General features: G+C 61.8%; 21 protein-coding genes. 10 read left to right on the top strand and 11 right to left on the bottom strand.

What is annotated here, in order from left to right; genetic code table 11:
- Positions 1-66 precede the first annotated feature (66 nt).
- Both BLW22_RS10660 and BLW22_RS10655 read left to right on the top strand, forming a co-directional pair.
- Positions 67-939 (top strand): undecaprenyl-diphosphate phosphatase, encoded by an 873-nt coding sequence (locus tag BLW22_RS10660; protein WP_065926239.1) that lies wholly within the window; start codon positions 67-69, stop codon positions 937-939.
- A 137-nt stretch (positions 940-1,076) separates the two neighbouring features.
- Positions 1,077-2,225: an integrase core domain-containing protein gene (locus BLW22_RS10655; protein WP_065924691.1), complete on the top strand. Its 1,149-nt coding sequence runs from the start codon at positions 1,077-1,079 to the stop codon at positions 2,223-2,225.
- 375 nt (positions 2,226-2,600) lie between these two features.
- Here BLW22_RS10655 and BLW22_RS10650 read toward each other — a convergent pair whose 3' ends face one another.
- Genes BLW22_RS10650 through BLW22_RS10630 form a run of 5 tightly spaced genes read right to left on the bottom strand, consistent with a single transcriptional unit; the run spans position 2,601 to position 7,078 of the window.
- Positions 2,601-3,563, bottom strand: a complete 963-nt coding sequence (locus BLW22_RS10650; protein ID WP_074846101.1) for a Dyp-type peroxidase — start codon at positions 3,561-3,563, stop codon at positions 2,601-2,603.
- A gap of 49 nt (positions 3,564-3,612) precedes the next feature.
- Complete coding sequence (locus tag BLW22_RS10645) at positions 3,613-4,431, bottom strand: sugar phosphate isomerase/epimerase family protein (protein ID WP_074846098.1); 819 nt, start codon at positions 4,429-4,431, stop codon at positions 3,613-3,615.
- A 1-nt stretch (position 4,432) separates the two neighbouring features.
- Positions 4,433-5,632 carry an NAD(P)/FAD-dependent oxidoreductase gene (locus tag BLW22_RS10640; RefSeq protein WP_074846095.1) on the bottom strand — a complete coding sequence of 400 codons (1,200 nt, stop codon included), beginning with the start codon at positions 5,630-5,632 and terminating at the stop codon, positions 4,433-4,435.
- Positions 5,633-5,634: 2 nt separating this feature from the next.
- Positions 5,635-5,955, bottom strand: a complete 321-nt coding sequence (locus tag BLW22_RS10635) for a MocE family 2Fe-2S type ferredoxin (protein ID WP_027607575.1) — start codon at positions 5,953-5,955, stop codon at positions 5,635-5,637.
- Positions 5,956-5,983: 28 nt separating this feature from the next.
- Positions 5,984-7,078, bottom strand: a complete 1,095-nt coding sequence (locus BLW22_RS10630) for a fatty acid desaturase family protein (protein ID WP_074846092.1) — start codon at positions 7,076-7,078, stop codon at positions 5,984-5,986.
- A gap of 162 nt (positions 7,079-7,240) precedes the next feature.
- Here BLW22_RS10630 and BLW22_RS10625 point away from each other — a divergent pair, with 162 nt between their 5' ends.
- Positions 7,241-8,290 (top strand): LacI family DNA-binding transcriptional regulator, encoded by a 1,050-nt coding sequence (locus BLW22_RS10625; RefSeq protein ID WP_074846089.1) that lies wholly within the window; start codon positions 7,241-7,243, stop codon positions 8,288-8,290.
- A 10-nt stretch (positions 8,291-8,300) separates the two neighbouring features.
- On the opposite strand, the gene BLW22_RS10620 is transcribed toward BLW22_RS10625, so the two are convergent.
- Both BLW22_RS10620 and BLW22_RS10615 read right to left on the bottom strand, forming a co-directional pair.
- Positions 8,301-9,227: a LysR substrate-binding domain-containing protein gene (locus tag BLW22_RS10620; protein ID WP_065926233.1), complete on the bottom strand. Its 927-nt coding sequence runs from the start codon at positions 9,225-9,227 to the stop codon at positions 8,301-8,303.
- Positions 9,227-10,075 (bottom strand): EamA family transporter, encoded by an 849-nt coding sequence (locus BLW22_RS10615; protein ID WP_074846085.1) that lies wholly within the window; start codon positions 10,073-10,075, stop codon positions 9,227-9,229. The genes BLW22_RS10620 and BLW22_RS10615 overlap by 1 nt, the downstream gene beginning before the upstream one ends.
- A gap of 763 nt (positions 10,076-10,838) precedes the next feature.
- Between BLW22_RS10615 and BLW22_RS10610 the strand changes: the two genes are divergently transcribed.
- Entirely contained in the window at positions 10,839-11,135 is a 297-nt protein-coding gene (locus BLW22_RS10610; protein WP_074846082.1) for a DUF6124 family protein, read from the top strand.
- 295 nt (positions 11,136-11,430) lie between these two features.
- On the opposite strand, the gene BLW22_RS10605 is transcribed toward BLW22_RS10610, so the two are convergent.
- Positions 11,431-13,404, bottom strand: coding sequence for a sigma-54 interaction domain-containing protein (locus BLW22_RS10605; protein WP_074846079.1), 1,974 nt, complete (start codon positions 13,402-13,404; stop codon positions 11,431-11,433).
- Positions 13,405-13,589: 185 nt separating this feature from the next.
- Between BLW22_RS10605 and BLW22_RS10600 the strand changes: the two genes are divergently transcribed.
- Genes BLW22_RS10600 through BLW22_RS10590 form a run of 3 tightly spaced genes read left to right on the top strand, consistent with a single transcriptional unit; the run spans position 13,590 to position 16,331 of the window.
- The gene (locus BLW22_RS10600) at positions 13,590-14,606 is read left to right on the top strand and encodes a Gfo/Idh/MocA family oxidoreductase (RefSeq protein ID WP_065923814.1); all 1,017 of its coding nucleotides are present in this window, start codon (positions 13,590-13,592) and stop codon (positions 14,604-14,606) included.
- A complete protein-coding gene (locus BLW22_RS10595; RefSeq protein ID WP_065947655.1) occupies positions 14,606-15,385 on the top strand; it encodes a TIM barrel protein in 780 nt (259 codons plus the stop codon). Before BLW22_RS10600 ends, BLW22_RS10595 begins: the two co-directional genes overlap by 1 nt.
- Positions 15,386-15,404: 19 nt before the next feature.
- Entirely contained in the window at positions 15,405-16,331 is a 927-nt protein-coding gene (locus BLW22_RS10590; protein ID WP_027607581.1) for a sugar ABC transporter substrate-binding protein, read from the top strand.
- Positions 16,332-16,378: 47 nt separating this feature from the next.
- Here BLW22_RS10590 and yghU read toward each other — a convergent pair whose 3' ends face one another.
- Positions 16,379-17,215, bottom strand: a complete 837-nt coding sequence (gene yghU, locus BLW22_RS10585) for a glutathione-dependent disulfide-bond oxidoreductase (protein ID WP_065923812.1) — start codon at positions 17,213-17,215, stop codon at positions 16,379-16,381.
- A gap of 79 nt (positions 17,216-17,294) precedes the next feature.
- Between yghU and mug the strand changes: the two genes are divergently transcribed.
- Both mug and BLW22_RS10575 read left to right on the top strand, forming a co-directional pair.
- Positions 17,295-17,807: a G/U mismatch-specific DNA glycosylase gene (gene mug / locus BLW22_RS10580; protein ID WP_065923815.1), complete on the top strand. Its 513-nt coding sequence runs from the start codon at positions 17,295-17,297 to the stop codon at positions 17,805-17,807.
- A gap of 37 nt (positions 17,808-17,844) precedes the next feature.
- Complete coding sequence (locus tag BLW22_RS10575) at positions 17,845-18,441, top strand: glutathione S-transferase family protein (RefSeq protein WP_074846076.1); 597 nt, start codon at positions 17,845-17,847, stop codon at positions 18,439-18,441.
- A gap of 137 nt (positions 18,442-18,578) precedes the next feature.
- Here the strand turns inward: BLW22_RS10575 and BLW22_RS10570 are convergent, their stop codons facing one another.
- Positions 18,579-19,346, bottom strand: a complete 768-nt coding sequence (locus tag BLW22_RS10570) for an SDR family NAD(P)-dependent oxidoreductase (RefSeq protein ID WP_065923810.1) — start codon at positions 19,344-19,346, stop codon at positions 18,579-18,581.
- Between the two features lie 136 nt (positions 19,347-19,482).
- Between BLW22_RS10570 and BLW22_RS10565 the strand changes: the two genes are divergently transcribed.
- The gene (locus tag BLW22_RS10565) at positions 19,483-20,631 is read left to right on the top strand and encodes an aldose epimerase family protein (protein WP_074846074.1); all 1,149 of its coding nucleotides are present in this window, start codon (positions 19,483-19,485) and stop codon (positions 20,629-20,631) included.
- A gap of 49 nt (positions 20,632-20,680) precedes the next feature.
- Here the strand turns inward: BLW22_RS10565 and BLW22_RS10560 are convergent, their stop codons facing one another.
- Positions 20,681-21,886, bottom strand: a complete 1,206-nt coding sequence (locus BLW22_RS10560; protein WP_065924368.1) for an ISL3 family transposase — start codon at positions 21,884-21,886, stop codon at positions 20,681-20,683.
- Positions 21,887-22,121: the final 235 nt, after the last annotated feature.

Below are 22,121 nucleotides of genomic sequence, written 5' to 3'. Positions count from 1 at the left end.
CTGCCGAAGCGCTGAAACATTTCGAATAAACTCCGCCGGCTCGCCACTTTTTCAAGGACACGCACTTTGACCAACGTTTGTACCGCCGGCCTGGATGTGGGCTTCGCCTCCCTGGATTACCTGCAGATCTTTATCCTGGGCGTGATCCAGGGCATTACCGAATTGTTGCCGGTCTCCTCCACCGCCCATATGCGTGTGGTGCCTGCCCTGCTCGGCTGGCAAGACCCCGGTTCGGCGTTTTCGGCGGCCATGCAGCTGGCGGCACTGGCGGCGGTGGTCAGTTACTTCTGGCGCGATGTGCGCCAAGTGACCACGGGCAGCATCGACGCGGTGCGCCGGGGCGACTACAACGATCCATGGTTCAAGCTGGCCGTGGCGATTGTGTTGGCGACCATTCCGATCGGAATTGCCGGGCTGGCCTTGTCGTCGACCCTGAACGCCTGCAATTCGCCGTTGCGCGGGCTGCGGGTGATCGGTATTTCCTGCGTGGTAATGGCGGTGCTGCTGGCGGCGGCCGAGCTGCGTGCCCGGCATACCCGCGAGGTCAGCCAGATGCGCCTGCGCGATGCGCTGATTGTCGGGGTCGCGCAGATCGGCGCGTTGATTCCCGGCGTATCGCGTTCCGGCTCGACCCTCACCGCGGCCCTGTTCCTCAATTTCAAACGCGAAGAGGCCGCGCGTTTTTCCTTCCTGCTGGGCCTGCCCGCCATCGCCCTCGCCGGCTTGAAGGAGTTGTGGGTGCTGGTGCATGCCGATATGCCCGCCCATGCCTGGCCGCATTTGCTGTTCGGGCTGGTGGTGGCCAGCGTCTCGGCGTTCTTCGCGATCTGGGGCCTGATGAAGTTCCTCGAACGGTTCTCCACCTGGCCGTTTGTGATCTATCGCGCGCTGCTGGGGGTGTTCCTGATTGTGGCCGTCAGTACCGGGCTGCTGGGTTGATATAACACCCCGTCTCAACCCGGCATCAATCTCATGTGGGAGGGGGCTTGCCCCGGTACAAACCGGGGACATCGTTTACATTTCTAACCGGGGACATGGTTTACAGGCTAATACGCATGATCAGGAGGTAACTGATCATGCCCTGGAACCAAGAGTCCCCCATGAATCAAAGAATCAAGCTGGTAGCTGATTGGCTTTCTGGCAACTTCACCAAAAGCCAGTTGGCACGCCGCTTTGACGTTAGCCGACCTACCGTCGATAAGTGGATTGCCCGGCACGACGGCGATTTGAGGTCTTTATCCGAACTGTCCCGGCGACCTCACAACAGCCCAAATAAAACCGACGACGAGATTTTGGCCCGTGTAGTCGCGATGAAGGAGGCTCACGATAAATGGGGGCCGAAAAAGCTTCTCGAGCTATTACGGCTGGAAGATCCCTCCGTCACCTGGCCCTCTCCAAGTACGGCCGGTCAATGGCTTGACCGACTTGGGCTCGTCAAAAAGCGGCGCTTCAAACGCCGACACAGCATTTCCCACGCACAAATGCGAAAGGCCGACGAACCTAACAAGACGTGGTGTGCTGACTACAAAGGGCAGTTCAAGATGCTTAATGCTCAGATGTGCTTCCCTTTGACCGTCACAGACCATGCGTCGCGGCTGATTTTAGCGTGCAGGGCCCATCCCAAGATCATGACCCAGCCTGTAAAACAGGCCTTTGAGAGGCTTTTTCAGGAGTACGGCATGCCGGAAGTTATCCGTTCGGACAACGGGGTACCGTTCGCCTCTCCTGGCCTGGCAAGAATATCCACACTGGCAGTTTGGTGGATTCGGCTGGGTATTTATCCCGAGCGAACCATGCCGGGAAGACCCGCCCAGAATGGTCGCCATGAACGAATGCACCGTAGCTTGAAACTTGAGTTGCCCTTAGGGAAAAACTTAGTCGAGCAGCAGCTTTTGCTGGAGCATTTCAGGCATGAGTTTAATTACGTACGCCCTCACGAAGCGCTCGGCATGAAACGTCCGGGAGACTTGTATGTGCCGTCCACCCGAATTTATCCAGGATGCTTGCCCGATGTGGAATATCCGGCAGAAATGAAAGTTCGAAGCGTCAGGCAGGACGGATCGATCAAGTGGAACGGCAAGTTGGTATTTATCAGCGAGGCGCTGTCCGGGGAAAGGATAGGGCTCAAAGAAGCTGAAGATGAAGCTTGGGATTTGTACCTGTGTGATTATCCCTTGGGGAGGCTTGGACGAGGTATGACCCGCGTCCAGGCCTCAAATGTGTAAACGATGTCCCCGGTTTCAGATGTAAACGATGTCTACGGTTCTACACCCCGATGAGCATGGGTATCTACACAACTCTTAAAGGCTGACACATAACTCTGTGGTGAGCGGGCTTGTCGAATCGTCGCACCGCCCGCTCACCACAGAAGCCTAATTGCCACAGATTCCGTATTCACTGGAAGTTGTGTAGATACCTATGCCCCGATGAGGGCGTGTCAGTTGATGCAACTTTAACGGACCCAATGCTATCGGGAGCAAGCCCCCTCCCACAGTTTTGACCGTGCCAGGCGGCCTTACACCTCAGGCCGCACCACCGTCTGTGGTTGCTCCTGAGCATGGTCAGGTTGGTGTACGCCCCCCCATTTGAACTGCTTTGCTTTACAGCCCGCCCGTACGCTCCGCCAGTGCTTCGAGCAGGTCGGCCGATGGCACGAAAAACAACCCGCCGGTGACCGCCGTGCTGAAGTCGAGCAAGCGGTCGTAGTTGCCTGCCGGGCGGCCGACGAACATGTTTTCCAGCATCTGCTCCAGCGGCTGCGGCGAGCGTGCGTAGCCGATGAAGTAGGTGCCGAACTCCCCGGCCCCTGGGCGGCCGAAGGGCATGTTGTCGCGCAGGATTTTCACTTCTTCGCCGTTCTCGTCGGTGATCACGGTCAGGGCGCTATGGGCATTGCTCGGCTTGGCGTCTTCGCCTAACTCGATATCCGACAGTTTGGTACGCCCGATCACCTTCTCCTGGGCTTCCACCGTCAGGCCGTTCCAGGCGGTCATGTTGTGCAGGTATTTCTGCACCAGCACGTAGCTGCCGCCTTCGAATCCGGGATCTTCGTCGCCAACGATAGTGAAACCCACGGCCTTGCGCCCCACCGGGTTCTCGGTGCCGTCGACAAAGCCAATGATGCTGCGCATGTCGAAGTAGCGGAAACCCTGGACTTCATCCACCACCTTCACGCTATCGCCCAACGCTGTCATCAGCTGGGTAGCGAGTTCAAAGCACAGGTCCATCTGCTCGGCGCGGATATGCAGGAGGATGTCGCCGGGCGTCGACACCGCCATGCGCCCTTCTACACCGAACTCCCGAAACGGGTGCAACGCCGCCGGGCGCGGTGCGCCGAACAAACGGTCCCAGGCCTGCGAGCCAAAGCCGCAGACGCAGGTGAGGTTGCCCGCCGGCACGCGCTTGCCCACCGAACGCACCAGCCCGGCGATGTCTGCGCACCAGGCGCGCACGCTGTCTTCACTGCCGGGGGCGACGGTGGCGACCATAAAGATCGCGCTGCTGGTGATCGGGTGGCAGACGGACTGCGGTTCAAGAGGCGGCTGAACGGAGGAAGTCGGCATGGGGCAAATCCAGGCTAAGGGCGGGAGTGAACCCGCGCAGGTTAGCAGATCATTTCCGACACGCCTGCCACACGTCGCGAATCAAGGCCTTGAGCTGCAACGCCTCGGCCCAGCGGTCACTGATTTCACGCCCATCGGCGCCGGTGATGGCATAGGGCGGCGGGCCCAGTTCGCAGGTGAAGGACAGGCTGTGCGGGGTCTCGGGGCGGGCCAGCCAGTCCTCGATCCCGTAGCGCCACCACTGGGTAAAGCGCTGCACCCAGGCCTGGTGCTGGGGGAACGCCAGCGACACCTGCACCTGTTCGCTGCTGGCCACACGGCCATGAAAGCCCCAGCTGTGGCGCAGAATCGTGCGGATCTGCTCGTCGTCTTCGGCGGCGCCGGGCTCGGGCAACTCGCGGCCGACCACGTAGTGAGACAGGTCGGCCAGCAGCTTCAAATCGGGCATCTGCGCCAGCAGGTCGAGGGTGAACAGCAGGTCGTTGGTCAGGCGATAGCGGTGGGTTTCCAGCAGCACCGGAAAGTCCACCTGCTCGGCCAGGCGTTGCCAGCCTTCGATCAAACGGGCGGCCTCGGTTTGGGTGCGCGGGCGCACATCGGCTTGCAGGGTGAGGTGGTGGCAGCCGTGGCGGCTGATCACATCCAGTGCCGCCGCCAGGTCGTCGACGCTTTGCGGGAACAACTGGCCTTCGATCTGCAGGCCCCGCGCCGTGGCGGCGGCGTGCAGGCGCGCGACATCGGCGGCTTGCCAGTAGTGATCGGTAATGCCGTCGAAACCGGCGGCCTTGATGCGGTCGAGTTGGACCTCCATGGGGCCGGGCTCGGTGTGCATCGCCCACAGGGATTGGAATACCAGGAATTGGCGCATATCAGCCTCGCAGCAGGTGTTTGAGGGACACGTCGGGGTCGGCCAGGCTGGCCGCGTTCAGGGCGATGCGTGCGCTGATCAGCCGCTCGCACAGCTTGACGTCCTTGGCCACGCTATTGCCGGGGCCCCAGCCGCAGGCGCCTTGCAAACGTTGCTCGGCGTCGAGGTAGAACAGCAACAGGCCCGCGGCCGGCAAGGCACGGCTGACGGTCAGCGGCGTGATCACGCCCACGGTCTGCAAGCCCCAGTCGTACTGGTCGGACCAGAAGCCGGGCAGCGCTTCGAACGGCTCATCACGCCCGAGCATGTTCAGCGCCGCATGCCGCCCTTGGGCCTCGGCATTGCGCCAGGTTTCCTGGCGCTGGTACTCACCGCCGAGGCGAAACTCGCACACGTCACCTGCCGCGTAGATGTCCGGCGCGCTGGTGCGCAGGTGCGCGTCGACGCGAATGCCCTGCCCCACCTCCAGCCCCGCCGCCACGGCCAGCTCGATATTCGGTTGCATGCCGATGCCGACCACCACCAGGTCGCAGGGCAGTAACTGCCCGTCCACCAGTTGCACCGCCTCTGCATGGATCGACTCCAACGCCACATTCAAGCGTACGTCGACACCCTGTTGCCGATGCACCTGCAGCAGCGCTTCGGAGATGACCGGCGCCAGCACCCGGCCCGCCAAGCGCGGCCCGGCTTCGAGCACCGTCACCTCACAGCCCAGGCCACGAGCGGTCGCCGCGACTTCCAGGCCGATAAACCCGCCGCCGATAATCACCAGCCGCGCTCCGGGCTGCAACGCGGATTTCAGCGCCAGCGCTTCATCATGGGTGCGCAGGTACAGCACGTTGGCCTGCGCCTGGGGCAAGCGTCGCGCCCTGCCGCCAGTGGCCAGCAACAGCCCGGAGTAGCTCAACCACTGGCCGTCGGCCAATTGCAGGCGGTGTTGCGGCGGGTCCAATTGGCTGACCGGGTTACCGGCGATATGTTCGATGCCCAACTCGGCGAGCCGGGCGCTGTCGCACAGGCTGCAGCCGGCCAGGTCCATGTTGCCTTGCAACAGGCCCTTGGACAGGGGCGGCCGCTCGTAGGGCACGTGCGGCTCGTCGCCGATCAGGATCAGGCGTCCGCTGTAGCCTTCTTCACGCAGGGTCAGTGCCGCGCGGCCACCGGCATGGCCGGCGCCGACGATGATCAGGGCGGCGTCCATCATCAAGCCGTGACGGCGAGCAAAACCCGCCCCGCTTCGACCCGTACCGGGTAGGTCTTGAGGTTGACGCACACCGGCGCGCCCAGGGCCTTGCCCGAGCGGTAATCGAAGCGCCCGTTGTGCTTGGGGCACTCGATCACATGGTCCATCACCAAGCCGTCGGCGAGGTGGATTTTCTCGTGGGTACACAGGCCGGCGGTGGCGAAAAACTCATTGTCCGCCGAGCGGAATACCGCGTAGGTGTGCGCCCCGTGGTCGAAGCGCAGCACGTCTTCCGCGTCTATTTCGCCCACGGCGCAGACGTCGATCCATTGATCGTTCATGGCGTTTTCTCTTGTTCTTGGGTGGGATTCAGCCGGCAGTGGCTTCTGCATGCATCGGGGCCCTGGCGGCCGGTTCAGCACTGGGGCGGATGGGACGCTGGACGAAGTAAGTCGGATCGCTGCGCTGCTTCCAGATCGTCGGGATGATCTCCCTGTACGCCTCGAACAGGTTGGCGTACGGCGGCGGGCAGTCGCTGCGGATCTCTTCGTGCAATTGCGCCAATGCGTGGTACGGCACCATCGGGTACATGTGGTGTTCGAGGTGGTAGTTCATGTCCATGTAGATAAAACGCAGCACGCGGTTCATGTAGATGGTGCGGCAGTTGCTGCGGTGGTCAAGCACATCTTCGGCCAGGCCCACATGCTGGGTGAGGCCGAACACGTAGCCGAGCCAGGCGCCGTAGATACTGGGCAGCCCGACCAGCATCAGCGGCAGCCAGCTGTGCAGGTACAACGCGGAGCCGATCACCAGCGCATAAATGCCGACCCAGATACGCGCAGCACGGAACACCTTCGGCCACTCGGATTCGGGAATGAAGTCCGCCTCCTGGGCACTCATCTGGCCGATGGCATGGCGCGCCACGCCGCTGAAGGTCTTCCAGGCCAGGGGCAGGTTGAACAGGCTGAGAAACATCATCGGCAGGCTCGGCGGGCGTGGCTCGACGATCTCCGGGTCGCGGCCGACGACGATGGTGTCGGTGTGGTGCCGGGCATGGCTCCAGCGCCACACGTGGGGTTCGAAGATGCACATGAAGCTTGCGACCTGGTACAGCACGTCGTTCATCCAGCGGGTCTTGAACGCGGTGCCGTGGCCGGTTTCGTGCCAGCGCGGGTTGGACGCGGTGCCGTACAGCACGCCATAGGCGAGGAAGAACGGTACGCAGGCCCACGTGCCCCAGAACCAGTAACCGCCGAAGCCGGTGGCGAACAGTGCACTCACCCACATAGCGGTGTCGAGCAAGGCCGGGCCGTCGCGGCGTTGCATCAGTTCTTTCATGCGTTTACGGGAAATCGGCGATTGGTACCAACTGGCCGAGACCAGGCCTTTTTCCGCCGCGCGGGCGGCTTCGGGGCCGGTGAGGCTGTAGTCGCGCCGAGCGGTGTGAGCGGTGTGTTCAGGCATTGTTATTGTTCTCCGCAAGCGAGAGGTTTCAGGTGCTTTGCGAAACCAACGATAGAGCGCGGCTAAATCACTCTCAAGGCCTTGAATCCATTCCCTATCAAGCTATCATCCAGGCCCAGCGGGGCTTGATAGTTTTCTATCAAGACGCTCAAGGGGGCTGTCATGAACAACAATAAACGCCCGACCATCGCCACCGTCGCCGCCCATGCGGGCCTCAGCGTGGCCACCGTCGACCGCGTGCTGAATGCGCGTGCGCCAGTCAATCCGCAGACGGCCGAGCAGGTGTTCCAGGCCGCCGAAGCGGTGGGCTATTTTGCGGCGCGGCTGATCGGCCAACGCATACGCGAACGCCGGCCGACTTATCGCTTCGGCATCCTGCTGCTGGGCACCGCCCAGGCGTTCTATGCCCACCTGGCGCAGTCGATCAGCGAGGCGGCGCAGCATCACGCCACCGCCAACCTGACCTGCCAATTCGACTACATCAACGACCGCACACCCAGCGCCATCGTCGCGCAGATCGAACAACTGGCCGTGCAGTGCGATGGCCTGGCGGTGGTCAGCTTCGCCCACCCGCTGATCAACGCCTGCCTGGCGCAGATCCGCGAGGCCGGTGTGCCGGTGGTGGCCCTGCTCTCGGATATTCATGAGCAAGCCCTTGAACCCTATGTGGGCCAGGACAACCACGTGGTCGGGCGCACCATGGGCTGGCTGCTCGCCCGCACCTGCGGCGCACGCAAAGGCAGCGTGGGGATCCTGCTCGGCGGCCATCGCTTCCTCGGTCACCAGGCACGGGTCGAAGGCCTGCACAGCTACCTCGCCGAACACGCCCCGGGGCTCAAACCGCTGGAGCCGCTGATCAACCTGGACAACTGCGACATCACCGAAGAAGCCACCCTCGACCTGCTCACCCGCCACACCGACCTGCGCGGCTTGTGTGTGGTGGGCGGCGGCGGCGACGGCATCATCAGCGCCCTGGCGCAGCTGCCCAAGCGCCCGGCGTTGTGCTGCATTTTGCAGGAGTCCACGGCGCTGTCACGCCAGGCGCTGAGCCAGGGGTTGATCGATGTGGTGATGGATTCCCAGCCCAGGCAGACGGCGAACGCGCTGGTGCAGTTGCTGGTGGAATTGCAGAGTGCCGAGGGGTTTGATCCGGGGCGGCATCGGGTGCATATCGCGCCGCAGATTGTGACGTCGGAGAACAGTGGAGGCTGAGGGCAATTGATCAGCGATCCTGAAAGGCCGCCACCTCACGCACAAACACCTCAGCCTGGGCCTTGAGCCACTCAAACAGTCGGGCAATCGCCGGTTCGGCCCGTCGTCCGCTTCGACAAATGATGTAGTACGCGACGGGCGACATCATCACTGGAGCCTGCAGAGCGACTAACGAGCCGTCCGTCAAGGCGTCATAGACCAACGCCGTGCGACCCAAGGCAATCCCACCACCCTTAGCCGCCAGGCTGATGGCCAGGCTGGAATCCGGAAAGCGCGGCCCACGGTGATACGGCGGCGGTGCTAGCCCCTGAAAGGCAAACCAGCTTTCCCACCCCGGGCACACATGATCGTCGGCCCGGTGAATCAACGGATATTGCGCGATCTGCGCCCATGCAATATCGCCATTTACCCGCTGGAACTGCGGCGAGCACACCGGGAACACCGCATCGCGCATCAGCAGTTCGACGTGATGGTCCGGGTAGTCGCCATTCCCCATCACGATCGCCACGTCAAATTGATGCGCCGCAAGCTGAGTGCTGCTGATATCGGCGCTGGTCAGTACCAGGTCCAAGTTGAGTGAGGCCTCGGCGTGCGAGCCGTGCATTCTTGGAATCAGCCACGCAGCACAGAGCGAGGAGGTGCAAGAGAGACTCAGCGGTTGGGGAGTATTCGGATTGAGTGTCTGCAATACCACTTCAAGCGCATTGAAAAAATCCTCGGCCACCGGTAATAGCGCGTGCCCTGCGGCAGTGAGTTTCACACCCCGCGAATGCCGCTCGAACAACTGCACACCCCACCATTCTTCCAGCCCCGCAATTTGATGGCTGATGGCACTGGCGGTGAGATTCAACTCGGAGGCAGCACGCGCAAAACTGCCGGTCTGCGCGGCACTGACGAAGGCTTGAAGCATCGGCGTGGGTGGAGGGCGCTGGGCCATCAGGTGCTCACTTTGATCAGGATGATCCCGCAAACAATGACGAACGCCGAAAGCATCCGTCGCCAGCCGAACCGCTCATGGAAGAACAGCGCAGCAATGATGGCGCCGATAATAACACTGGTTTCCCGCAGCGCTGAGACCTTGGCCACCGCGTCCAGCGACAGCGCAAACAGCACCAGGCCGTAGGACGCCAAGTACAAAACGCCGCCCATCACCCCCACCCGCCAATGACTACGTACAGCCTGCTCGAATGCCGGCCGCTCCTTGAAAAACGCCAGCAACGGGATCGGAATGCTCTGGAATACCGTGAGATAAATGATGTACTGCACCACGGTCTCACTGGCTCTTACCCCTTTGGCATCCACCACCGTGTAGGACGCAATAAACACCCCCGCACACACGGCCATCAGAATCGGCTTGAACATCTGCGCCGTCATCTTGCGCACAAACGTCAGGCTGATAATCCCCCCGCAAATCAACAGCACCCCCGCCATGGCCTGGACTGACAGCTGCTCATGCAGCAAGAAGTAGGAAAACAGCGCGACCAACACCGGCGGCACGCCGCGCATCACGGGGTAGACCTGGCCGAAATCGCCGGTTTCATAGGCCTTGATCAAGAACAATCGATAGACCGTATTGAGCACCACGGAAACCAGCACATAGCGCCACACCTGCGGGTTTGGCACATTGACCAGCGGCAACGCCGCCAGGCAGATCAGCAATGCGGTACCGTCGACCATGGCCAAGGTCATGAAGCGGCTGCTGCCGGCGCGGACGACGGCATTCCAGGTGGCGTGCATGAAGGCGGAGATCAAGACGAGGGTGATGGCGATGTCGGAGTTGTCCATGGGGCTCGGCTGTGGAGAGAAGCAAAGGGCCGCCATTTAACGCGTCCCTGTGTTCCGGCCAGAAGCGAAAGCTCGTCAGCGTTGCCGTCAAAATCCGTCATGGCAGACCGCTCGTACAGATAAAAACCAATCAATAGATGGCTTACGCAGCCACTGCCTGAACGCAGTAAAAATGTGTGTGGGGGCTTGCCCTAATACCGATCAGTTAAGAGATAGAACGTGCAAACGGTAACCTGTGGTGAGCGGGCTTGCCCCGCGCTGGGCTGCGAAGCGGCCCCAATAAGGTCACCGCAGAGTGCCAGAATCAATCGAGGTGAAGGTTTTGGGGCTGCTGCGCAGCCCAACGCGGGGCAAGCCCGCTCACCACAGTTACAGTGTTCCTCCTTAACTGACTGGCATTAGGGCTTGCCCCCTCCCACATTGACCGCGTTCCATTGTTGGTTTGGTGGCGTTTTGTCATGGTTTGTAAAGGGCCAGCAAGGCCGGTCCCTTTTAATTGCAGGACGTTTCCTAGACAATCCTGGCCGCCTTGTGCCTGCTGGAATCGGTGGCTAGTCTGCGGTCCGTCACTGCTCATCAGTGATCGGGTTTAGCAGCCTGACGTCAATAGGCACACGGTTCACATCTGCGTTTATGGTGGCTGTGCGCGGGGCACCTTCGGGTGCGCTGGTTTTCCTATTGACCGGTCTGCTAACCCGCGTACAGCTGCCACCCTCGTTTAGCAGCGTTGGCGGTAGCTCCTTAGCTCAATAGGAGTTGCACAATGAATAAAGTCGTACCCGATCCACCCCACGATCCCGCCAAAGACCGCGCCGCGTTCAACCGCGCCATCGATCACTATCTCCCCACCCAAGGCTTTCACTCCGTCAACGAAGACCTGAGCTTTGAAGATGCCCTGCTCTACACCGCCAGTTTGCTCGACAGTGCGTCGGCGACTGCGTTGGATTGTGGGGAGCAACTGGAAAGCCCGGAGCGGGCGAAGATCTTGGCGGTGTGGCATTTGCTGGAAATTGCCAAAACCACTGTGGATCGCTCCATCAACTGCCTGAAACGCGGTTAAACATGTGGGGGGGCTTGCTCCCGATGGCGGTGGGTCAGTTAAGTAGATGTCAACTGACACTCCGCTATCGGGGCAAGGGTATCTACACAACTTTTCAGACCCTGACAAATCTCCCTGTGGCGAGCGGGCTTGTCCCGCGTTGGGCTGCGTAGCAGCCCCAGTCAAGAAGATCGCGGTGTATCAGACACTCTGTAGAGGCTGGTTTTGGGGCTGCTGCGCAGCCCAGCGCGGGACAAGCCCGCTCACCACGACAGCCCTATCCGCCGCGCTTTCAGCGTTGAGCCACATTTCGATCTTACGCGCCGCGAAAATCTGCGGCATTCAGCCCGAACCGACTCATCTTGTTGTACAGCCCACCCCGCGATACGTTCAGTTGCCGGGCGGCCAGGCGGATGTTGCCGCCGGTGCTTTTGAGGGCGGCGACGATGGCGTGCATTTCGTGGCTGCTCAGGTCCTGGGCGGGCTGAGGTTCGTGGTGGCGCAGCGTGGCGCGCGGTCTGGTTTCCAGGGGTAGATCGGCGGCCTGGATCAGTTCGCCCGTCGCCAGGTTGGTGGCGCGTTCGATGCTGTTTTCCAACTCGCGCACATTGCCTGGCCAGGCGTAGGCCGAGAGCAATTCCAGCGCATCCGGGGCAAAGCCCTGCACCGCTTTACGCAGCGAACGAACACAGCGCGTGAGGAAGTGCCGCGCCAGCAACGGGATGTCTTCACGGCGCATGCGCAGCGGCGGTACGGTCAGGTTCAGGACGTTGAGGCGGTAGTAGAGGTCTTCACGGAACGCGCCTTCGGCCACCGCCTGGCTGAGGTTGCGGTGGGTGGCGGCGATGATGCGTACGTCCACTGGCCGTGAGCTTTTCGCGCCGACGCGGGTGATCTCGCCTTCCTGCAACACCCGCAGCAGGCTGACCTGAGCGTCGAAGGACATATCGCCAATCTCATCCAGAAAGATGGTGCCGCCATCCGCCAGTTCAAACTTGCCCGCCGACCCGCCCCGGGCCGAGCCGGTAAACGCGCCTTCGACGTGCCCGAACAGCTCGCTCTGCACCAGGTCCCGTGGGATCGCGCCGCAGTTGACCGCCACGAACGGGCCGTTGGCGCGGTCGCTGGCGTTGTGGATGGCCTGGGCGAACAGCTCCTTGCCGGTGCCGCTTTCGCCGAGGATCAGGGTGGTGGATTCACTGCGACTGGCGATGCGTCCCAGGTGCAGCGCGTCCTGGATCGCCCGCGACGTGCCCTGGATGGTGTCGAAGGTGTAGCGCGCCTGGGTGCTGATGATGCGCCGGGTGATTTCACGGATGCGGCGGTTCTCGCGCAGGGACACGATCACCCCGCCCTGCTCCAGCGGGCACACCGAGACCAGGCAGGCGAGCTGGCTGCGGTCGTGCAGGTGGAACGTGCAATCGAGGTCACGCACCGGCTCGCCGCCGCGTAGAAGCATGGCGTCACTCAGCTCACTGCGGCCCAGGCGCTGGAAGGGGCTGCCGATCAGCTCCAGCCCCACCCCGAACAGTTGCCGGGCATAACGGTTGAGCGCCTTGATGCAGCCGCGCTCATCGAGCACCACCAGGCCTTCGTTAAGCACTTCGAGCACGGTTTGCTGCTCTTCCAACAGCGCTTGCAGGTCCATCTGGCGGGAGACCGCTTCGGCAGCCGCTTGCACGGTGCCGAGGGTGTGAAAGTGAAACCAGCCGGGTTCGGCGGTGAGGGTCAGCATCGCCAGGGTCTGGCCCTGGGCATTCCTGATCGGCGCGGCGGCGCAGTGCATACGGCGTTGGCGCAGGCCGCTGCCGAAGTTCTCCTCGGCCAGCACGTACACCAGGCGGTCTTCGGCCAGGGCCAGGCCCGTGCAGTTGGTGCCCTGGACCGATTCGAGCAGGCGGCTGCCGACGGGGGTGATGTCCAGCCCGCAGAAATACAGGGTGGTGCCCTCGGCGTCGGTGAGGTTGATATGCCCTCGCGGGTTATAGGCCAGCAGGCCATGCATGACCTGCGCAGCGGCGGCGATCAGGACACGGTGGGTGGCCAGGGTGGCAGCAAGGTCGTGGGGCGCCACAAAGCGGTACTGGCTGTCATCCGGGTCGATACCCGCCTCGACACTGCGGCGCCAGGAATCCCAGATCACCTGCCGCACCTCGGCCGGGCGCTGCACCTGCCCGGCCAGGCACGCGCGCCACGCCTGTTCCAGCGCAGCCACGGGGCCGTCGTTCAGCGCCGCAGGCCCCAGGGCCGTCAGGTAGTCGAGGTCTTGTACGCTGAACGCCATGCTCATCGGGCGGTATCCATGTTCATGTTTTTGACATGTCAGTATAGGCATGTCATCAGAATGAACACATTCTGTTTATTGTATTTTATAAACCCTTAATTATCAGTCGCTTGTAAATTGGCATAACCTTTGCTTCTGCCCCTTTGCCAGTCAGGGCTGTCCTGCGGCCAACAATAAAAAGGGGTTATTTCATGAGTACACAGAACATCCGCCTGGGCTTGATCGGCGCGGGTCGCATGGGCAGTTTCCACGGCCTGACCGCTGCGCGACACATCCCTGGCGCAACCCTCGCCGCCATCGCCGACCCCACTCCCGGCCAAGCCGCACGCCTGGCGGCCGAACTGGGGGTAGCCAAGGTCTACACCGACCCGCAACAGCTGCTCGACGACCCGGACATCGACGGCGTCCTCATCGCCGCCCCCGCCCGCAGCCACGCCGAACTGGTGATCAGCGCCGCCCGCGCGGGCAAGGGGATCTTCTGCGAAAAACCCATGGCCATCACCCTCGACGAAGCCGACCGCGCCATTGCCGCCGCGGCCGATGCGCGCGTGCCGCTGCAGGTCGGTTTCAATCGGCGTTTCGCCAAGAGCTTCCGCACGGCCCACCTCGATGTGGCGGCCGGCCGCATCGGCACGCCGCAGTTGTTGCGTTCGCTGACCCGCGACCCGGCACTCAACAACCCGGCCAATTCGCCGCAATGGGTGATCTTCCTGGAAACCCTGATCCACGACTTCGACACCCTGCGCTACCTCAACCCCGGTGCCGAAGCGGTGCAGGTGTATGTGATGGCCGACGCATTGATCGCGCCGGAGTACAAAAGCAAAGGCTTCCTCGACACCGCCGTGGTCGCGATCCGCTTCGACAACGGCGCCATCGCCACCGCCGAGGCCAACTTCCAGGCGGTGTACGGCTACGACGTGCGCGGCGAAGTGTTCGGCAGCGCCGGCATGCTGAGCATGGGCAGCCTCAATGACTCCGACCTGGTGCGCTACCTGGCCGAGGGCATCCAGGCCGACACCCAGCGCATGGACACCGACCTGCTGCGCGACGCCTACATCGCCGAACTCAACCACTTTGTCGACTGCCTACGCACCGGCGCCAAACCCATGGCCAGTGGCGAAGACGCGCGCGCCGCCCTGGCGATTGCCCGCGCCTGTATCGAGTCGTTCGAGACCGGCAAGGCCGTGGCCGTGCAGGGAGCCCGCTGATGAGCCCGTTCAAACTGGCGATCAGTGCCGAGATGGTGTTTCTCGACCTGCCCTTCGTCGAGCGCGTGAAGCGCATCCATGCACTGGGTTTCAGCGCGGAGATCTGGAATTGGACCAATAAAGACATCAGCGCCCTGGCCGCCACCGGCGCCGATTTCACCTCGATGACCGGCTATATCAGCGGCACCCTCACCGACCCCGACGGCATCCGCCAACTGCTCGACAGCGCGCGCGAATCCATCGGCGTCGCCGAGCGCTTGAACTGCCCCAGCCTTAACCTGCACGGCACCGGCCTGGGTGACGGCGGCCTGCCGGTGCAGCCCGTGGGCCAGACCACCGGGCGCATGTGGCTGAGCGCGTGCAAGGCGCTGGAAAAGATCGCGCGCCTGGGCGAAGACGCCGGCCGCGTGTTCCTGCTGGAAAACCTCAACACCGAGGTCGACCACCCCGGCACCCCGTTCGCCCGCGCCGACGACACCCTGGCGCTGATCGAAGCCGTGGGCAGCCCGCACCTGAAGATGAACCTGGACCTGTACCACGCGCAGATCGGCGAAGGAAACCTGATCGAGTTGATCCAGCGCGCAGGCAGCGCCATCGGTGAAATCCAGGTGGCCGACGTGCCCGGACGCAAGGAGCCTGGCACCGGCGAAATCCACTACCCGGCCATCGCCAGGGCCCTGCACGCCATGGGCTACACCGGTGTGGTCGGCCTCGAAGGCTGGGCCAGCGGCGACAGCGAGTTGGCCCTGGAGCGTTTCCGCCAAGCGTTCACCCTATAACAATAAAAGGAACACCCTCATGCATCGCTATTCATTGCTTGTTGCTGCGTTTTTACTGCTGTTCAGCCAATGGACCTTCGCCGCGTATCGCATCGGCGTGAGCATCGCGCGGGTCGACGATAACTTCATGACCTACGTGCGCACCGGCCTGGAAAATGCCGCCAAGCAACAGGACGTGCAGATCCAGTTCGAAGACGCCCAGGGCGACGTGGTGCGCCAGCTCAACCAGGTCGAAGGTTTTCTCAACCAGAAAGTCGACGCCGTGATCGTGCTGCCGGTGGACACCGCCGCCACCGCCAACATGACCCGCGCCGCCGTGGCGGCCAAGACGCCGCTGGTGTACGTCAACCGCCACCCGGATGAGCGCACCTTGCCCAAGGGCGTGGTCACCGTGGCATCCAACGATATCGAGGCCGGGCAATTGCAGATGCGCTACCTCGCGGAAAAGCTCGGCGGCAAAGGCAATGTGGCGATCATCATGGGCGACCTCGCACAGAACGCCACCCATGACCGTACCGAAGGCGTCAAGCAGGTGCTCAAGGACTTTCCCGGCATCAAGGTGGTGGAGCAGCAAAGCGCCGAGTGGCAACGCAACAAGGGCATGGACCTGACCAGCAACTGGCTGCTGGCCGGCACGCAGTTCGATGCGATTGTGGCCAATAACGATGAAATGGCGATTGGCGCGGCCATGGCCTTGCAACAGGCGGGCAAGGCCAAGGGCGAGATCGCGATTATCGGCATCGACGGCTTGCCTGACGGTCTGGCGGCGATCAAGCGCGGCATGCTCACGGCGTCGGTATTCCAGGACCCCAAGGCCCAGGCCACGCAAGCGGTGCAGTCGGCGATCAGGATGATCAAGGGCGAGCCGATCGAGTCCGAGGTGTGGGTGCCGTTCGAGCTCATCAAGCCCGAACAGGTGGCGGTGTTCGAACAGCGCTACAAGTAAATCGAAGATCAGTGATCGTTCCCACGCGCGTGGGAACGATCAGCGAATCAGTCCAGGTCACTTGCATCATGGCGTTCGGGCAACTGTTCCTCGCCCGACACCCGATTCACCCGCCGCCCACGCTGCACCGCCGGCCGCGCCTCAATCGCGTCCGCCCAGCGCTGTACGTGCTTGTACTCGTGCACCGAGAGAAACTCCGCCGCCCCATACAAGCGGCCTTTGACCAACCCGCCGTACCACGGCCAGATGGCGATATCGGCGATGGTGTATTCATCCCCGGCGATGTATTCGCTCACGGCCAGGCGCTGGTCCAGCACATCCAGCTGGCGCTTGGTTTCCATGGCAAAGCGGTTGATCGGGTATTCCATCTTGCTCGGCGCATAGGCATAGAAATGCCCGAAGCCGCCGCCCAGGTACGGTGCGCTGCCCATCTGCCAGAACAACCACGACAGGCATTCCGCACGGGCCCCAGGCTCGGTGGGGAAAAAGGCGCCGAACTTCTCGGCCAGGTACTGCAGGATCGCGCCGGACTCGAACACGCGAATCGGCTGGGCGCCGCTGTGGTCCATCAAGGCCGGGATCTTCGAGTTCGGGTTGACCCCGACAAAGCCGCTGCCGAACTGGTCGCCGTCGCCGATCTTGATCAGCCAGGCGTCGTATTCCGCGCCGCTGTGCCCCAGGGCCAGCAGTTCCTCGAGCAGGATGGTGACCTTCTGCCCGTTGGGCGTAGCCAGGGAATACAGCTGCAGCGGATGCTTACCGACCGGCAATTGCTTTTCATGGGTAGCGCCGGCGATGGGCCGGTTGATGCTGGCGAAGGTGCCGCCACTTTCGGCGTCCCAGGTCCAGACCTTGGGTGGGACATAGCTGGATGAATCGGTCATGCTCACTGCTCCTGAGGCGCTTGGGATGGATGAATTCAAAGCGCATCTTACCGATTGGCTCACATTCAGATACCCCCACATGGCCGACAGACTCGAAGATATCCTCGCCAATCACCTGAAGGTCGTGTTCTGCGGCATCAACCCCGGCAAGGGTTCCGCCGCCCTCGGCCTGCATTTCGCCAACCGCAGCAACCGCTTCTGGCGCACCCTGCACCTGGCCGGCTTCACGCCCCATGAAATCCGCCCCGAACACGGGCGTATGCTGCTGCACTACCACTGCGGCCTGACCACGTTGGTGGATCGTCCCACGGCCAGCGCGGGCGAATTGGCACGGCATGAGTTCACACAGGCCGCGACGAACTTCGAACACAAGATCCGCCACTGCGCGCCGCGCTTCGTGGCGTTCATGGGCAAGCCCGGCTACAGCGCGTTGAGCGGCCAACGCGAGATCGCCTGGGGCTTGCAGCCAAAAGTGTTGGGCGGCGCGTCAGTGTGGGTGCTGCCCAATCCCAGCGGACGCAACCTGGCGTTCAGCCTGGAGCAGTTGGTGCAGGCGTATCAACAATTGCGCCGGGCGACCGAGTGCCCTTAATCTCTTGGCTCGTCACCCTGATAGCAATGGAGGCTTCATGAAACTGATCGGCATGCTGGACTCGCCCTACGTGCGCCGCGTGGCCATTTCCCTGGACCTGTACGGGGTGGATTTCGTGCATGAACCCTTGTCCGTGTTCCGCACCTTCGACGAATTTGCGCAGATCAATCCGGTGGTCAAGGCCCCTACCCTGGTGCTGGACGACGGCACGGTATTGATGGACTCCAGCCTGATCCTGGAGTACCTCGAAACCCTGGCCCCGGCTGACAGGAAGCTGTTGCCCCAGCATCCTGCGGCACTTGCCAAGGACTTGCACGTTCTGGGACTGGCGCTGGCAGCCTGTGAGAAGAGCGTGCAGATCGTCTATGAACACAACCTGCGCCCGGCCGAGAAACTGCATGCACCGTGGCTTGAGCGCGTGACCGGCCAATTGCTCGCGGCCTATGGATTGCTGGAGAAGCAGCTGGGCGACAGCGAAGCACTGACCCAGGCGTCGATTACGGCGGCGGTGGCGTGGTCGTTCAGCCAGTTCACCGTGGCATCGGTGGTCAAGGCGGATGCATTTCCCAACCTGCAACGGCATGCCGAAAGGCTGGAGCAGCATCCGGCGTTCAAGCGTTACCCCATCGCCTAAGCACCGCAGTTCAAATGTGGGAGGGGGCTTGCCCCCGATAGCGGTGTGTCAGTCAGCAGATGTATTACTGAAAGACTGCTATCGGGGGCAAGCCCCCTCCCACATTGGCCTGGGTTGCATGAAGGATTGAGTCAGGCTCAGACCCAGCCGCCATCCACAATAAAGTTCTGCGCCGAACACATCGCCGAGGCATCGGAAGCAAGAAACAGCGCCATATTGGCGATGTGTTCCGGCAGTACGCTGCCGGGCAGGCACTGGCTGCGGCTGATCAGTTCCTTGGCGGCGTCATCCACCCACATGGACAGCTGTTTTTCGGTCATCACCCAACCGGGCACCAGCGTGTTCACACGGATACGGTTCGGCCCCAGCTCCCGTGCCAGCGCGCGGGTCATGCCGTGGGCGGCGGCCTTGCTGGCGGCGTACACCGGGTAGCCGGCGGAGGCCATCATCCAGCCGACGGAGCCGAGGTTGATGATCGAGCCGCTGCCGGCGCGTTTCATCATCGGCACCACGGCCTTGGCGGCAAAGAAGGCGTGTTTGAGGTTGACTGAGATCAGCTTGTCGAAGGTTTCCGAGTCGACTTCTTCCAGGGTGTGGCGCACGTCATTGGCGGCGTTGTTCACCAGTACGCTGATCGGCCCCAGGGAATGCTCGAAGCGCCCTATGGCCGCTTTGTAGGCGATTTCATCGGTGATGTCGCAGCACACGAACTCCACGGCATGCCCCTGGGAACTCAACAGCGCCGCCAGGCGTTCGCCCTGGCTTTGCGCGCGGTCCACAAACCCGACCCTGGCACCCTGCGCGGCGAAGGCCCGCACCATGAATTCGCCGATCCCCGAGGCGCCCCCGGAAATCAATACGGTCTTGCCCTTGAGGTCGGGATAAACGGCGTGTTCAGTACTCATAAAAGGATGCCTCGATCAATTAGTCTTATTTTATTTTACGAAATCGGCTTTAAAGGCTATAAATTCGCTGTCCAACCGACAAAATATCGCTATTAGTAGAACTATTCCACTCAAAACAACAAAAGGAAGTTCGACCATGAAGCACCCTCGATACCTGCTGTCCGGCCTGGCGCTGTCCATGATGATCGCCAGCGGCGGCGCCCAGGCGGCCGGCCTGAGCAGCGAGCAAAAACCTTTCGGTAAAACCAACGACGGCACCGCTGTCGAACAGTACATCCTGCGCAACAGCCACGGCATGCAAGCCACGGTGATCACCTACGGCGGCGTGTTGCAATCGCTGAAAGTGCCGGACAAAAACGGCAAGGTCGACGACGTGGTGCTGGGCTTTGACGACGTGCAAGGCTATCAAAGCGGTACGGCGTTTTTCGGCGCAACCATTGGCCGCTTCGGCAATCGCCTGGCCGGCGGCGCCTTTGAACTCGACGGCAAGCGCTTCCAGGTGCCGCTCAACGACGGCCCCAACTCACTGCATGGCGGCGCCCAGGGCTTCGACAAGCAGGTGTGGAAGGCCGAGCCGGTCAAGGACAAGGATTCGGTCGGCGTGAAGCTGAGCTACCTGTCCAAGGACGGCGAGATGGGCTTTCCCGGTAATTTGAAAACCGAAGTCACCTATCGCCTCAACGACAGGAACGAACTGCACATCGACTACAAGGCCACCACTGACAAGCCGACGGTACTCAACCTCACCAACCACAGCTACTTCAACCTGGCCGGTGCGGGTAACGGCGACATCCTCAAGCACGTCACTACGTTGCATGCCAGCCATTACACCCCGGTGAATGCCACCTTGATTCCTACCGGCGAACTGGCACCGGTCAAGGGCACGCCGATGGACTTCCTCAAGCCCACCCCGATCGGCCAGCACATCAAGGAAGATCACCCGCAGCTCAAATTTGCCGAGCCGAAACAGGGCGGGTTTGACTTCAACTGGGCGCTGGACACCAAGGGCGACGTCAAGCAACTCGCCGCCGAGGTGCACGACCCGGCGTCAGGCCGGCGCTTGCAGCTCTACACCAGCGAACCGGGCGTGCAGTTCTATACCAGCAACTTCCTGGATGGTTCGGTGAAGGGCAAAGGTGGCAAGACCTACCTGCACTGGAGTGGTTTCACCTTGGAGACCCAGCACTTTCCGGATGCGCCTAACCAGCCGACGTTTGCCTCGACCCGTTTGAATCCGGGGCAGACGTATACCCAGAACACCGTCTTCAAGTTCTCCGCTGATTAACCTGACAGCAACCCGCTTCGGTTAACGAAGCGGGCTTTTTTTGGGTTCATCACGGATTACCGGGAAAGACGCTCTTGATCTTCATGAAGAAGAATTCGCTATCCCGGTAACCGTACGCCATCCGTTTGATGACCTTTATTCGATTGTTTATTCCTTCCAACTGACCGGTGTGCATCGGCCAGCGAACCCGACTGACGATGCCCCGCCAATAACCCTTTAGCCGTTTGGCAAACTGGATCAGAGCCGGTATTTCGCTTTCATATGCATGGCGCAGCCATTGCTTCCAGGCCGATCTCCAGGTCCAGGCAGTGCTCGGTGTCCAGAGCGTTTTGAGTTCAGCCTTCATCAAATAAACTGTCATCAGCGATTGGTTGGCCTCCAATAAATCCTGCAAATGGACCTGTTGTTCCGGCGTTTTCAGGTTCTGTGGGTTACGCAGCAACAGCCATCGTGCCTGCTTGATGACCTTGCGAGCCGGCTTGTTATGACGCAGCCGATTAGCTTCGTCGACGCGGACCCGATCAATCACCTCTCGGCCATATTTGGCCACCACATGGAAAAGGTCGTAGACCACTCGCGCTTTCGGGCAATGCTGGCGAACCTCCAGATCAAAAGCAGTATTCATGTCCATCGCCACCGCTTCGATTCGAGCGCAGCCCTCCGGCCCCAGTTCCTCGAAGAACGGCCTGACTGCCGCTCGGCTACGGCCTTCACCGATCCACAGCACTCGTCGTGTATCGGCATCCAGCACAACGCTGGCGTAACGATGACCTTTGAATAACGCGAACTCGTCCATGATCAGGCGTCGTGGTTGCGCCTTCGGCAACTCACTCAACACCGCCTGCAAGGCTCGACGCTCCAGCAACCGAACAGTGTCCCAATGCAGTCCAAACATCTGGGCCACGTGCAGGGTGGGAAGGCGCTCGCAGGCCTGAATGACCGCCTCGGCCAAGCGGCGCGTCATGCGGGCATAGCGATCCAGCCAACTGACGGCCTCCATGCGTTTTCCACAGTCGCGGCAGCCAACACGCCTGAGCAAAATGCTGAGGCGCACCGCGCGACCGAGAATGGGCAGATCACGAACGGTTCGCTCACAATACTCATGAGTGGTTGAACAAGGTTTTTGGCAGCCGCCGCAGGAAGGGAATCGGGTGGCGTGGGGAATCAGATCGATCTTTAGAGCGTCACCATCGGGCTTGATCGTGACGACAGAAAAGCCCTCCCAAAAAGGAAGGAAAGTATTAATATCACGCATAAGAACGCCGGTTTTTTAGATGTGTTTGCTCGCACGAACATCATCAATCAAATCGGCGTTCTTGTTTCTGTGTTTCCCGGGATTCCGTGATGAACCTTTTTTTGTGGTGAGCGGGCTTGCCCCGCGTTGGGGCGCGAAGCGGCCCTAAAACCCGCCACCCGGTTCAGCCTGGAAGAATGCAGTGACTGTGTTGGGGCCGCTTCGCGCCCCAGCGCGGGGTAAGCACGCTCACTAC

This window comes from Pseudomonas marginalis, assembly GCF_900105325.1.
Classification (GTDB): domain Bacteria; phylum Pseudomonadota; class Gammaproteobacteria; order Pseudomonadales; family Pseudomonadaceae; genus Aquipseudomonas; species Aquipseudomonas marginalis.
The sequence above is the reverse complement of the archived record's forward strand: the minus strand, read 5'-3'. Positions and strand labels throughout refer to the sequence as shown.